Below are 12499 nucleotides of genomic sequence, written 5' to 3'. Positions count from 1 at the left end.
TGGGGCATCAGCGAAACAAACAAAGGATGCCGAAAATGACTGCGAAAACCATTTTTGATCTTGCCGGGGCAAGTCTTGTGACCGGAACACCCGATGATGCCGCCCTGATCGTGATTGACGCACAGGAAGAATACCGCAGCGGCAAACTGCAACTGTCGGGTCTTGAGCCCGCACTGGCCAATATTCAGAAACTTCTGAGCCATTGGCGGACACAGGGCGGGACCGTTATCCATATTCAGCATCACGCAACGGGCCTGTTTGATCCAAGCGGCCCCTATGCCGCAATCATGGCCGAGGTTGCCCCCAAGGAGGGTGAGGCAATCCTGACCAAATCGGTCCCAAGTTCGTTTGGCGGCACCGGACTTGACGAACTGTTGCAACAGAGCGGTTTCAGGCAGGTGGTGATCACCGGCTTCATGACACATGTTTGTGTATCAACCACCGCCCGGGTCGCCGATGAAAAGGGATACGGGGTCACGGTGGTATCGGATGCCGCCACCACCCGCGATCTGCCCGATGCCATCAGCGGCAAGGCAATTCCGGCCGCTGACCTGCATCGCCACGAACTGACCATGCTGGGTGATACCTTTGCCAAGATCGTCGCGACCAGGGATGTATTGGCAGCCTGATCCCGGATAGACAAAACGCCCCGCAAATTTTTCTGCGGGGCGTTGTTTTTTGGTCCGGCGCAGGCGGGATCAGAACATGTGCTGACCGCCATTGATCGACAGGCAGGAACCGGTGATGAAGCCGGAATTCGGGCCGCAAAGATAGAGGATCGCCTGGGCGATTTCGTCGGCTTCGCCCAGTCGCCCGACCGGGATTTTGGCAACGATGCCTTCGAGAACCTTTTCCGGGACAGCAGCCACCATGTCGGTATTAATATAGCCCGGCGCGATGGTGTTAACCGTAATGCCCTTGCGCGCGACTTCCTGGGCAAGCGCCTTGGTAAAGCCGTGCACACCGGCCTTGGCCGCGGAATAGTTGGTCTGGCCGAACTGGCCGGCCTGCCCGTTGATCGAGGAAATATTGACAATGCGGCCAAAGCCGCGGGCCCGCATGCCTTCAAGAACCGGTTTGGTCATATAGAATAGCGAGCTGAGATTGGTTTCGATCACCGCATGCCATTGTTCGGTTTCCATTTTATGCATGAAACCGTCACGGGTGATGCCGGCATTGTTGATCAGAATATCGATCGGGCCAATATCGGCCTCGACCTTGGCGATGCCAGCCGCACAGCCATCGGGATCCGCGACGCTCCATTTGCAGGTTGCAATGCCTGTTTCATCGCTGAAGGCCTTTGCGGCCTCGTCATTGCCAGCATAGTTCGCAACAACGGTATAGCCCGCATCCTTGAGCGCCAGGCTGATTGCCTTGCCAATACCGCGGGTTCCACCGGTTACCAGTGCTGTTTTTGTCATGGTCGCCTCCCTAAACTTCGTTCATCAAGCCTGTCTTCATAACGAGTCTCGTAGTTTGCCCTTCTACGACGCACGTAACTTTAATCCATAAACTACCTTATATATGTAATTTTATTACCTCTCCATGATCTATGTCAGCCGGTCGGTTTAGTCTTTCGTCGCACTGCAGCATGACTTTCTGAAATGCAAACGGGGCCTCCCCCATTCAAGAGGACGCCCCGCGCAGCAGAAAATTCAGTCAGAAACTTGCGTTAGCGCTCGACGCACAGCGCAACTCCCATGCCGCCACCGATGCAAAGCGTCGCGAGACCTTTTTTCGCGTCGCGTTTCTGCATTTCATACAGCAGCGTGGTGAAGACACGTGCGCCCGATGCCCCGATCGGATGGCCAAGCGCAATCGCCCCGCCATTGACGTTAACCTTGTCGGTATCCCAGCCCATGTCGCGATTGACCGCAATTGCCTGGGCGGCGAAGGCTTCGTTGGCTTCGATCAGGTCAAGGTCGGCGGCCGACCAGCCGGCTTTTTCAAGGGCCTTTTTCGAGGCCGGGATCGGACCTGATCCCATGATGGCCGGATCAACACCCGCCGTCGCCCAGCTTTTGATTGTTGCAAGCGGGGTCAGGCCACGTTTGGCAGCCTCGGCTGCTGACATCACAACAAGGGCAGCAGCCCCGTCATTGATGCCCGATGCGTTGCCGGCCGTGACCGTGCCTTCCTTGTCAAAGGCCGGGCGCAATTTGGCCATGCCTTCGGCAGTTGCACCATGGCGCGGATATTCATCGGTATCAAAGACGATATCGCCCTTGCGGTTGGCGATGGTTACCGCGGCGATTTCATCATTGAAGCGGCCGGATTTCTGGGCGGCTTCGGCCTTGTTCTGGGAACCGGTAGCAAAGGCGTCCTGTTCTTCGCGCGAAATGCCCCATTTGGCGGCAATGTTTTCAGCCGTGTTGCCCATGTGATAGCCGTTGAAAGCACACCACAGGCCGTCCTTGATCATGCTGTCGATGAATTTGACATCGCCCATTTTATGCCCGGCGCGCAGATGTGCGACATGGGTTGAAAGCGACATGTTTTCCTGACCACCGGCAACCACGATATTGGCGTCCCCGGTCATGATCTGCTGGGCGGCAAGGGCCACCGTGCGCAGACCCGAACCACAGACCTGGTTGATCAAAAAGGCGGTTGCGCGATCCGAGATGCCCGCACCGATGGCGGCCTGACGGGCGGGGTTCTGCCCCTGACCACCTGTGAGAACCTGGCCGAGGATGACTTCATCCACCGCGTCCCCTTCAACGCCCGCGCGTTCCAGTGCAGCCTTGATGGCAACAGCACCCAGATCATGTGCTGGCGTATTCGCCAGCGTGCCACTGAATGCGCCGATTGGTGTACGTGCTGCACCCACAATTACGACGTCGGTCATGAAACCCTCCGATTATTCCTGATTACGTTTCCCTGGACCGGGCAACGATTTTTCATTTCTGCCCAGACATGGTCCTGTGACGATATTATCGCACTGCAACAATTTTCCAAGCATTGATGCCTACCACTTTCGGACAGCCCCGCCGGACCACACCCCAAAGCCGATTTACGCCACGTCTTTGCATAACCTGTGATTAAGAGTGTGCGCCTTGCGCCCCTAGATCGCAAGCCCCGGTTCATCTTTTAGGACTTCTGTCACAATATAGGTCCGATACCAGACGATATTGTCATCGGCGTCAAAAAGCGTTTCACACAGGGCGGTATATTCGGCCATGTCACGCATATGCAAAACCAGAACGCCGGTGACTTCGCCGGTGACAAGGTAGCATTGCTGAACAGCGGCGAGGTCGCGGACCTTGGCAATGAAATCCTGGCGATAGCGATTGCCATGCCGGTGGAATTCAAGATTGATCACCGCGGTCAGGGGCCGACCGACAAAGGCCGGATCAATGACAGCGACTGTTTTGCGAATCACCCCGTTTTCACGCAGCCTGGCGACCCGGCGCAAGCAGGCCGATGGCGAAAGGCCGATCCGTTCGGCCAGCTCGGCATTGGGGATGTCTGCATCTGTCTGCAACAGACGCAAAATTTTCATATCGATCTGATCCAGTTCGGCCATAGCCACGCAACTCCAAAGCGCGATTTTATCACACAACGCTGCCACATTGCGTGCGTTTGCGCAAATTCGCCGCCCGCCCCTCGGGAACGCATGGCATGATCCGGGCATCAGAGACCCTCGCCCACCAGCGAACAAATCGAGATGACAGGTTTGAGCCCCTGTCAAAGACTGTCAAAGAACAGGATGGACAGACCGGCATCTTTGCCCCAGAGATGCCGGGAGGATCATTCACTCCACTGCCACCGCCCCAACCGCAACCTGCTCGGATGTGATCCTTGCGCGCGCCAAAGGGCCCGCCACATCATGACCAACGGATAACCGCCCCGATGACCCGTGCCATGCAACGTTATGTTTTTGATCTGATCAATCGCAGCCAGAAACTTTTCATCACCCTGATGAAGGTGATGCTGCCGGTGATGATCATTGTCCGCATTGCCGAGGAATTCGGCGCGATCAAGGTGGCGTCGGATCTTTTGACGCCGGTGATGTCATTGATCGGATTGCCGGCCGAGGCGGGCCTGATCTGGGCGACCTGCGCGCTGGTCAGCATGTATGGCGCGGTTGGGGCCTTTATCGGGTTATCGGCCCATCTTGATATGACGGCCGCACAGTTAAGCGCGCTTTGCGCCATGATGCTGTTTGCCCATGGTCTTCCGGTCGAACAGGCGATTGTCAAACGGGCCGGTGCCAGCCTTATTGCCACCACGGCCCTTCGGGTCGGGGCGGCCATCGGGTATGGCGCATTGGTCACATGGGTCAGCAATATGACCGGCTGGCTGTCCGAGCCGGTGGATTTTTCATGGATGGCCGGAAGCACGGTCAGTGAAACCGCATCAGGGCTTGCCGGTTGGGGGGACTGGGTGGTGCAGACCGTCAAGTCGCTGATTGTCAGTTTTGCCGTGATCACCGCGCTTCTGGTGGTGCTGGATGTCATGAAGGTCACGGGGCTTACCGACAAGTTCACCCTTGTCCTGTCGCCGATCCTGCGGGTGTCGGGCCTGTCGCGTGATGTCGCCCCGGTCACGACCATTGGTGTGTTGCTGGGTCTGACATTTGGCGGGGCGCTGATCATTGATGATGCGCGCAAGAACAATTACCCGCCGCGCACGCTGTTCCTGTCACTGAGCTGGTTGTCGCTGTCGCATTCATTGATCGAGGATACGGCGATCATGCTGGCACTTGGTGCCGATATCTGGGTGGTTCTGGTCGGGCGGGTGGTCCTGACATTGATCATCATCGCGCTTCTGGCGCGCCTTACCATTCGCTGGGACCGCAAACCCGACCCTAAACCCGATCAACTGGTGACCGATACATCAGGCTGATTATGGGACGGGCCTGTCACCTGCCAGCCATTTGGCCACCGGTTCCCACGTTGATTTTTCGGCGCGCGATCCGACCATCATGCCGATATGGCCGCTTGACGGGTGAAGTTCGGTGCGCAGATCTTCGGGGAAGGCATCAAACAGCGCCTTCGCACTTTCGGGTGGCACGATACGGTCATTTTCCGGAATGACCGCCAGCACCGGACAGGACAAATCCGCCGGATTGATATCAATGCCGTCAATCTGCCATTCGCCCTTGGCCGGTTTGTTTTCGACATACCAGCCGATCAGGCAATCGACCGACACCCGACGCGTTAACGGCACCCCGTCATTAAGCCAGTCTTCAAGGGCCACGAAATCATGGGCCCGGGCGGAATCGGTTGCCATCTGACCAAAACGGCGGAACTTTTCGCCAATCATGAAGGGATCGAGGCTGGCAAACAGGCTTTGCAGCACATCGACCGGCAGGGTGTCATGAATGGCCAGCATATGGGGCAGTGACGGCGCAAAGGCGGCCGCAATGCGCGACTGGGTCGGGCCGGCCGCCATGAAGTCCCACGGGGTGGCGAGCAGAACAAGCTTTGAAACCTGTGCCGGGTCCAGAAGTGTCGCCGCCAGTGCCAGCACCCCGCCCATGCAATAGCCGACCACCGGAACCGGCCCGCCATTCATATCGGCGACATCCTGAAGGATGGTCACCAGACGGGCAGCGATATAATCATCAAGTCCGAAATTGGCTTCATCAAGCCCCGGATAGCCCCATTCAACCAGAAGCGGGCGATAGCCGCATTTGGCGAGATAGCGGGCAAAGCTGCGTTTCTCGTTGAGATCAAGGATATAGCCGCGATTGACCAGCGATGGCACCAGCAACACATATTTGCCCACCGCCTGATCATCATCGGGGCTCAGGGCACCATAATCATATACGCGGGTAGATCCGTCTTCCCAGATGACCGGAATATCGCCATCGGCCCCGTCGCGCGGGCGGCGATAGGGATGGCGCTGATAGGACCGCACCCCGTCATGAAATCCGGCATGCCGGTCAAAGGCGACACGATCCAGGGCCTGGGCGATATCGTCAGGATGGAAGGCTTCAATCTCGCGAAGGAGGTTTTCCGCCTGTTCCTTCAGTTCCGGCTTCCAGGGCAGCAATTGTTTCAGAAAGATCGGCAATGCGGCGCGCGAGCTGAGCCAGCTCGTCATCTCGACTGCCATGTGCATCGGAAGCGGCCGTGGCCCTGCCCGTTTCTGACTTTGCCTTTTTGGCGGAAGCGGTTTTGGTCGCATCGGACTGATCATTCTTCCCCTGCCCCTTTGCAGCATTTTTTGCAGCCGTCGTTTTTTTGCGTGATTTGGCCGGTGACGGCCGATCGTCCGGTGTCGCCCCGGCTGGCGGTGCCGCCGCAGGCGATGCTTTTCCGGTAGTCCCGGTAGCCCCGCCAGTCCCGGCATCAGCTTTTTCGGCGGTGTCTGTTTTGTGATCCGCAGCTTTGCCATCCGAACCGGGTGCAGTTGCCGCACCGGGCTTCATGCCGGTCATGCCGGACATGCCCGACATGCCGGCCATTTCCGCCATTCCGGGCGGGAACGGCATCGCACCGCCAAAGGGCTGTGACGGCAAATCGCGGGCGGCCTTTGCCATTTGATCCATCATTGCCATCAGCGGGTTGGACGCCGCCGCCCCCATCGCCCCGGCAAACGGATGGGTCGATTTTGGGTCGGCCTGTTGGCCCATGGCCATTTGACCGATCAGCTTGCCCCAGGCTTCGAACCCTTCGCCCATGCGGGTGGTATCAGCCCCCAGGGATGCATAAAGACGCCCGATCGCGCTTGCGGCATCGGCCCCGTCGGCGGTTGCCGCGACCTGTTCACGCCACAGGGCCAGGAAACGGGTGGCAAGATTTTCGAGTTTTTCGTCATCCGATGATCGATCAGATGCGGGCGATGGTTGATCCGAACTTTTCGGGTGATCCCGGTTGTCCTTTCCGGTCGTCATGGGTGCGGCCTTTTTGCGGTCCCTGATACAAAGCCTTTGTTCTGGCAAATACTATAGATCGTTGGCTGCTCGGGGAAAACGAATTCCCGTGCTGCGCAGCAATAAACGATATCGCAAGTTGTTTTTCGCACCGCACTTCGCGTTGAATACTGGACACATTGGAAAAATCGCGGCAATCTTGTTGTCTTCTGAGCGAATGCAAAATCGAAAATGCTGCGCAACATCGTAAATTGTGCACACGCAAATCAGGCAGAAAGCCACCGTTACAAACATTCGCCAGCCAGACGTCCGGGAAACAGGGAAGCAGGAAAGACGCCATGACCACCAAGAAATCAGATGATCAGGACCGCATCGTAATCAAGAAATATGCGAACCGCCGTCTCTATAACACGGCCACCAGTTCCTATGTGACGCTTGATCACCTTTCACAGATGGTCAAAGAAAATACCGACTTTGTGGTCTATGACGCCAAGTCGGGCGAAGACATCACCCGTCCGGTGCTGACCCAGATCATCGTCGAGGAAGAGAACAAAGGGCAGAACCTTTTGCCGATCAGCTTCCTGCGCCAGTTGATCGGGTTCTATGGCGACAGCCTTCAGGGGCTTGTGCCAAGCTATCTTGAACAGGCGATGCGCGCCTTTGGTCATAATCAGGAACAGATGCGCGAATATATGCAGGGCACGATGCAGGGCATGTTCCCGTTCGGCCAGTTCGAGGAAATGAACAAACAGAATATCGCGCTGTTTGAACAGACGATGAAAATGTTCTCGCCGTTCCTTCAGGAAAATGAAAATGGCGGACAGCCCGGTGCCACCCCGACCAAACCGACCGCGCCTGCAAGCGCGCCGTCCGATGCGTCCCTTAACGAGCTTAAAAGCCAGCTTGAAGCGATGCAGGCACAGCTTAACAGTCTGGCCGGTGGCAAGTCCGACAAATAGGCATCAATCGTCACAGACGACAGAATTCAAAAGCGGGGTCGCATCGGGCGATCCCGCTTTTTTCATGCCGCATTCCCCGGTCGCTGTGATCGACAAGGCGCGATGACATGCCGGTCGGCAAGATGCGCGTGACATCAGGGGATTTGGCGCGCGATGCGGGATCAGACGTGTCAGGCAGCAGGATACTCTTCCCGTGGCTCGCCGATGACCATCCCAGCGATCCCCGACGACTGCCCCCAAGTCCATCCCAACTCATATTCAAACGCTTATCCCCCACGGCCCTTCTCGCCCACCGGGCAGCCTTGGGCATCCGGGGGCATCCGGCAACCTACCCCGTCATGCTTACCGCCCGTGAGAAGCAGACGGATGCCGTCTGTGACGACGGATGCCGGTTGGCCTTGTGCTGGCGCGCCGGTCTTCCGCATGTCCAAGCCTAAGCCTAAGTCCCCAAGCGCAAGACCAAAGACCCTGCCCGTTGCTTGGCCCTTGATGCCTGGTGGCTGGTAGCTGGCGGATTTTGTCTTTTGCCGCGCGCTGCTTTGTTGCGGCAACGGGGGACCGCATCTGTCGGCAGAATTCTTGCATAAACTTTTTGTTAACTCTTTGAACCCGTCCGGCACCGCCGAAAGGCGGCAATTTTTGCCGGGCAAATGGCCGATCACGCCCTGAAACACACGGAGTCCCGAACCAGACAGGCAGTTTTAACCCCGTAGACCGAAAAACACATGACCGCGATCACACCGATACCCATGCAACCGGCCCGCAGGAATCCGTCTGCGAGCACCGGAACGGATGGTCCTGCCGGGATCGGAATAGATCAACTTGCGCGAATTTCACCCGTCAGGGAAATCACGCAGGATGGTGGCGCGTGGTTGCAACCCCATGATCTTGGGGGCAGTGCAGCATTCTGGACGCAGTTTTTGGGGCAGCTCTTACCACAGGAAAACCTTTTGCAACCGCCGGTCATTCAGGAAATGCATGCCAGCTATGCACGGAACTCCAAACCTTACGGCGTAGAAACCCACGTCTTTTTTTCGCCTTCTGGACTAGACAAAGACAGCTCAATTGACCTATATAGCTAGCTTCTGGCGGATTGCTGTAACGATTATCTGACCAAAGTTCAGATACAGATCATCAAATCGCAGTGCATCTACAGTGCTGCGATCCGGTGTTCATTGGGCACAAAACAAACAAGCCCAACAGCATCCAAAGTGGGGATCTATAACTGGCGGTTGATAACGGATTATAATATGACTGAGATTGCTGCAAACGAAGAACCGAAGCGCGCAAACCGCGCTACTGACACTGACCGTTATGTTGGTCAGCGTATTCGCGAACGCCGCATCATGCTGGGCCTTTCCCAGCAGCAGATGGCTGATCTGATCGGCGTCACCTACCAGCAGGCCCACAAGTATGAGCGCGGCATCAACCGTATCTCTGCCGGTCGCCTGTATGAAATCTCTCAGGTCTTGGGCGTTCCGGTCAGCTACTTCTATGAAGGGCTCGACGGCAATCAGGAAACCGAGCTTAACGCACGTCAACGCATGTGCCTTGAGCTGGCCCGCAACTTTGCGAGCATCAAGCATGAAAAACATCAGGAAGCTCTGAGCCAGATGGCTCGTGCCCTTGCTGATCAGGCTGCCTGAGTTCATTTCGAACGTCAGCGCCGCTTTGAAAAAAGGCTGCCCCAGTTAAAGGTGGGCAGCCTTTTTTTATGCCTTGCCGAACGGCCAGGTCATTGTAGTCTTGGCAAAACCGGCACAAGGCAGACCCGACATGACGCCCGATCAGATGATTGATCAAATCGACCGATACCGGCACGAGGCCGGATATCTCGGCATTACCGAGACCATCGCGCTTGGCCGGTCGGGCAATATTGTATTTGATCCGTTCTCGACCCTTGTTTCGCGGCACATCACGATCGGGACACACAATATCCTGCATCCCAATATCCGTCTTGAGGCAGACCAGCATGCCAAATTAATGATCGGCAATGGCAACATGTTTGCCAGCGGCACCACCGTCATGGCGTAAACTGGACCGATCAGGATCGGGGATGAAAACATCTTTGACCCGGGCAGCGTAACCATCACGACAGCGCACCCGGATGCGATGATCCGCATCGGGTCGTTTGGCCGGTATCGCGGCACCATCGACATGGATGGTCAATGCGTGTTGGGGGATGGCTGCCAGATTCTGGGCCAGATCAGCGTGCAGTCGGTCGAACTTGCCGCGGGTGGATCATTCAAACACCCGATTGCCGATGAACGCGGTGCGGTGCTTAAGGGCTTTGGCAAGGCGACGGGCATACGGCTTGAAACCGGCAAGGTGATTGCCGGTAGTGGTGACTTCTGCATAAGCGCGCAGAAGCCACAATCATTCTATCACCCCGAAGCGCGGTGAAGACGCGCCCTATTGGTCGGCAATCACCAAATCATCGGAATGGATCACGGCATTGCCGCGGGTGAAGCCAAGGGTGGCTTCGATATCGCCCGATGCATGGCCCATCAGAAGACGGGTTTCTTCAGCGCCATAGGACGTAATGCCGCGCGCGATCTGATGACCATCGGCGTCAAGAATGCGCACCGCATCCCCATGCTTGAACCGGCCATCAACACCGGTAATCCCGGCCGCCAGAAGGTTTTTGCCCGCTGCGATCGCCTTTGCCGCGCCGGCATCAACAATGATCGCCCCGGTCGCCTTGAGCGAGGTCGCAATCCAGTGCCGACGGGCAGCAAGGGGGCTTTCGCTGGGCAGGAAGACGGTATTGGGTGCACCATCGAGCTGGGCTTTTAGCGGATGATAGATGGTGCCGCGCGCAATGATCATGCGGCAACCGGCCTTCATGGCGATTTCGGCGGCCTGAAGTTTTGTGACCATCCCGCCGGAGCTATACATGGTCGGTGCGACACCGGCCATATCAAAGATTTCCGGGGTCAGTTCGCGGACTTCGGGGATCAGTGTCGCATCCGGGTTCTTGCGCGGATCGGCGGTATAAAGCCCGTCAATATCAGACAGCAACACCAGCGTATCGGCCGAGATCATGTGCGCGACCTTGGCGCCAAGACGATCATTATCGCCAAAGCGGATTTCCTCGGTCGCGACGGTATCATTCTCGTTGATCAGCGGCACGGCCCCACGGGCCAGAAGCGCATTGAGCGTTCCGCGCGCATTAAGATAACGACGGCGGCCTTCCATATCCTCAAGCGTGACCAGAACCTGTGCCATGGTCAGGCCGTTGCGGCCCAAGGCTTCCTGCCAGACCTGTGACAGGCTGATCTGGCCGGTGGCGGCGGCGGCCTGTTTGTCGGCCAGACTGATGGTGCGGTGATCCAGCCCAAGCAAGCGACGACCAAGGGCGATCGCACCACTAGACACCACAATCACCTCTACCCCGCGTTCGCGCAGATAGGCGATATCATCGGCCAGTGCTTCGAGCCAGGCACGGCGCAGCTTGCCGGTATTTTCATCGACCAGAAGGGCCGAGCCGACCTTGATGATCAGACGTTTTGCATCACTCAGAACAGCGTGCTGAAGGCTCACGGCTGGAATCCCTTATCCTCGCGACCTTCCATGGCGCGGCGTTCACGTTCGCCATCAATATGGTCGCGAATTTGCCGGTGGATATCCTTGATGCCCTGCTGGGTCACGCCGGACACCACATAGACTTTCTTGCCGATACCCTTTTCAAGGATCTGGCGCTGTTCCTCGACCATTTCGGGCAGCAGCTGATCGGCTTTGGACAGCGCGACGATTTCGGGCTTGTCGACCAGAACATCGGCGTAGTTTTCAAGCTCTTCACGCACGGTTTTATAGGTCGCGACCGGGTCTTCCTCGGCACAGTCGATCAGATGAACCAGAACTTCGCACCGTTCGATATGGCCCAGGAAGCGGGTCCCGATGCCCTTGCCCTCGGACGCGCCTTCGATCAGACCGGGGATATCGGCCAGGACAAATTCGCGGTCATCGACATTCACGACGCCAAGCTGCGGATGCAGGGTGGTGAAGGGATAATCGGCGATTTTCGGACGCGCATGCGACGATGCGGCAAGGAAGGTCGACTTGCCGGCATTGGGCAGCCCGACCAGACCGGCATCGGCGATCAGTTTCAGACGCAGCCAGACCCACATTTCCTCGGCCGGCCAGCCTTCTTCGGCGCGGCGCGGGGCCTGGTTGGTGGAGGATTTGAAATGGGTGTTGCCACGCCCGCCATCGCCCCCCCGGCACAGCATATAGGTCTGTCCCGGTTCGATCATATCGACGATCAGGGTTTCGCGATCTTCGGCCAGGACCTGTGTCCCGACCGGGACCTTGATCGTGATGGATTTGCCCGAACGGCCGGTACGCTGCCGGCCCATGCCATGCATGCCGACTTCGGCCTTGAAGTGCTGCTGATAACGGAAATCGATCAGAGTATTGAGGTTTTCGACCGCCTCGAGAATGACGTCGCCGCCGCGGCCGCCATCGCCGCCGTCGGGCCCGCCATACTCGATATATTTTTCACGGCGGAAGCTGACCGAACCGGCACCGCCGCGGCCACTGCGCACATAAATCTTGGCTTCATCGAGAAACTTCATAACCGGTCCTTCGGGCGGTGCCCATTTTATATTGTCGGTCCCGGCGCGCAACGGGGCTGCGCCTCGACGGGATCGGGAATTCTATATCACATACAACAAGGGAGGAATGATTGCTCATTCCTCCCTTGCTAAATTCGGTACGT

At 57.5% G+C, this 12499-nt stretch carries 14 protein-coding genes; 7 read left to right on the top strand and 7 right to left on the bottom strand.

Annotation, left to right across the window (positions count from 1 at the left end):
- Nucleotides 1–35 precede the first annotated feature (35 nt).
- Complete coding sequence (locus WA429_RS03725) at nt 36–629, top strand: cysteine hydrolase family protein (protein WP_287466802.1); 594 nt, start codon at nt 36–38, stop codon at nt 627–629.
- A gap of 69 nt (nt 630–698) precedes the next feature.
- On the opposite strand, the gene phbB is transcribed toward WA429_RS03725, so the two are convergent.
- The 3 genes from phbB to WA429_RS03710 all read right to left on the bottom strand — a co-directional run bounded on the left by phbB (nt 699) and on the right by WA429_RS03710 (nt 3523).
- The gene (gene phbB / locus WA429_RS03720; protein WP_068518334.1) at nt 699–1421 is read right to left on the bottom strand and encodes an acetoacetyl-CoA reductase; all 723 of its coding nucleotides are present in this window, start codon (nt 1419–1421) and stop codon (nt 699–701) included.
- Between the two features lie 251 nt (nt 1422–1672).
- Nucleotides 1673–2845 carry an acetyl-CoA C-acetyltransferase gene (locus WA429_RS03715; protein ID WP_287466800.1) on the bottom strand — a complete coding sequence of 391 codons (1173 nt, stop codon included), beginning with the start codon at nt 2843–2845 and terminating at the stop codon, nt 1673–1675.
- A gap of 216 nt (nt 2846–3061) precedes the next feature.
- Nucleotides 3062–3523, bottom strand: a complete 462-nt coding sequence (locus tag WA429_RS03710) for an Lrp/AsnC family transcriptional regulator (RefSeq protein WP_068518336.1) — start codon at nt 3521–3523, stop codon at nt 3062–3064.
- Nucleotides 3524–3849: 326 nt separating this feature from the next.
- On the opposite strand from WA429_RS03710, the gene WA429_RS03705 reads away from it, so the two are divergent.
- Entirely contained in the window at nt 3850–4845 is a 996-nt protein-coding gene (locus WA429_RS03705; RefSeq protein WP_287466799.1) for a hypothetical protein, read from the top strand.
- Here the strand turns inward: WA429_RS03705 and WA429_RS03700 are convergent, their stop codons facing one another.
- A complete protein-coding gene (locus WA429_RS03700; protein ID WP_287466798.1) occupies nt 4846–6048 on the bottom strand; it encodes an alpha/beta fold hydrolase in 1203 nt (400 codons plus the stop codon).
- On the bottom strand, nt 5939–6841 hold the full coding sequence (locus WA429_RS03695; protein WP_287466797.1) for a hypothetical protein: 903 nt from the start codon (nt 6839–6841) through the stop codon (nt 5939–5941). The genes WA429_RS03700 and WA429_RS03695 overlap by 110 nt, the downstream gene beginning before the upstream one ends.
- A gap of 317 nt (nt 6842–7158) precedes the next feature.
- Between WA429_RS03695 and phaR the strand changes: the two genes are divergently transcribed.
- The 5 genes from phaR (at nt 7159) to WA429_RS03670 (ending at nt 10182) form a co-directional block, all read left to right on the top strand.
- Nucleotides 7159–7779, top strand: coding sequence for a polyhydroxyalkanoate synthesis repressor PhaR (gene phaR, locus WA429_RS03690; protein WP_101245552.1), 621 nt, complete (start codon nt 7159–7161; stop codon nt 7777–7779).
- A 725-nt stretch (nt 7780–8504) separates the two neighbouring features.
- Entirely contained in the window at nt 8505–8861 is a 357-nt protein-coding gene (locus tag WA429_RS03685) for a hypothetical protein (protein ID WP_287466795.1), read from the top strand.
- A gap of 168 nt (nt 8862–9029) precedes the next feature.
- Nucleotides 9030–9425 (top strand): helix-turn-helix domain-containing protein, encoded by a 396-nt coding sequence (locus WA429_RS03680; protein WP_101245549.1) that lies wholly within the window; start codon nt 9030–9032, stop codon nt 9423–9425.
- Nucleotides 9426–9555: 130 nt separating this feature from the next.
- Nucleotides 9556–9813, top strand: coding sequence for a hypothetical protein (locus WA429_RS03675; protein ID WP_287466794.1), 258 nt, complete (start codon nt 9556–9558; stop codon nt 9811–9813).
- 78 nt (nt 9814–9891) lie between these two features.
- Complete coding sequence (locus tag WA429_RS03670; protein ID WP_287466792.1) at nt 9892–10182, top strand: hypothetical protein; 291 nt, start codon at nt 9892–9894, stop codon at nt 10180–10182.
- Between the two features lie 9 nt (nt 10183–10191).
- Here the strand turns inward: WA429_RS03670 and proB are convergent, their stop codons facing one another.
- Nucleotides 10192–11322 carry a glutamate 5-kinase gene (gene proB / locus WA429_RS03665; protein ID WP_287466791.1) on the bottom strand — a complete coding sequence of 377 codons (1131 nt, stop codon included), beginning with the start codon at nt 11320–11322 and terminating at the stop codon, nt 10192–10194.
- A complete protein-coding gene (obgE, locus tag WA429_RS03660) occupies nt 11319–12356 on the bottom strand; it encodes a GTPase ObgE (RefSeq protein WP_114112990.1) in 1038 nt (345 codons plus the stop codon). Before obgE ends, proB begins: the two co-directional genes overlap by 4 nt.
- Nucleotides 12357–12499: the final 143 nt, after the last annotated feature.

The organism is Thalassospira sp. CH_XMU1420-2 (assembly GCF_037029325.1).
GTDB classification, from domain to species: domain Bacteria; phylum Pseudomonadota; class Alphaproteobacteria; order Rhodospirillales; family Thalassospiraceae; genus Thalassospira; species Thalassospira povalilytica.
This window is presented reverse-complemented; position numbering and strand designations above follow the sequence as displayed.

Excerpts from the sequence above, each read along its gene's own strand:
- WA429_RS03715 (WP_287466800.1), bottom strand. The coding sequence starts at position 2,845 with ATGACCGACGTCGTAATTGTGGGTGCAGCACGTACACCAATCGGCGCA.
- WA429_RS03695 (WP_287466797.1), bottom strand. The coding sequence starts at position 6,841 with ATGACGACCGGAAAGGACAACCGGGATCACCCGAAAAGTTCGGATCAA.
- WA429_RS03710 (WP_068518336.1), bottom strand. The coding sequence starts at position 3,523 with ATGGCCGAACTGGATCAGATCGATATGAAAATTTTGCGTCTGTTGCAG.
- WA429_RS03700 (WP_287466798.1), bottom strand. The coding sequence starts at position 6,048 with ATGACGAGCTGGCTCAGCTCGCGCGCCGCATTGCCGATCTTTCTGAAA.
- phbB (WP_068518334.1), bottom strand. The coding sequence starts at position 1,421 with ATGACAAAAACAGCACTGGTAACCGGTGGAACCCGCGGTATTGGCAAG.
- phaR (WP_101245552.1), top strand. The coding sequence starts at position 7,159 with ATGACCACCAAGAAATCAGATGATCAGGACCGCATCGTAATCAAGAAA.
- obgE (WP_114112990.1), bottom strand. The coding sequence starts at position 12,356 with ATGAAGTTTCTCGATGAAGCCAAGATTTATGTGCGCAGTGGCCGCGGC.
- WA429_RS03685 (WP_287466795.1), top strand. The coding sequence starts at position 8,505 with ATGACCGCGATCACACCGATACCCATGCAACCGGCCCGCAGGAATCCG.
- WA429_RS03680 (WP_101245549.1), top strand. The coding sequence starts at position 9,030 with ATGACTGAGATTGCTGCAAACGAAGAACCGAAGCGCGCAAACCGCGCT.
- WA429_RS03675 (WP_287466794.1), top strand. The coding sequence starts at position 9,556 with ATGACGCCCGATCAGATGATTGATCAAATCGACCGATACCGGCACGAG.
- WA429_RS03705 (WP_287466799.1), top strand. The coding sequence starts at position 3,850 with ATGACCCGTGCCATGCAACGTTATGTTTTTGATCTGATCAATCGCAGC.
- WA429_RS03670 (WP_287466792.1), top strand. The coding sequence starts at position 9,892 with ATGATCCGCATCGGGTCGTTTGGCCGGTATCGCGGCACCATCGACATG.
- WA429_RS03725 (WP_287466802.1), top strand. The coding sequence starts at position 36 with ATGACTGCGAAAACCATTTTTGATCTTGCCGGGGCAAGTCTTGTGACC.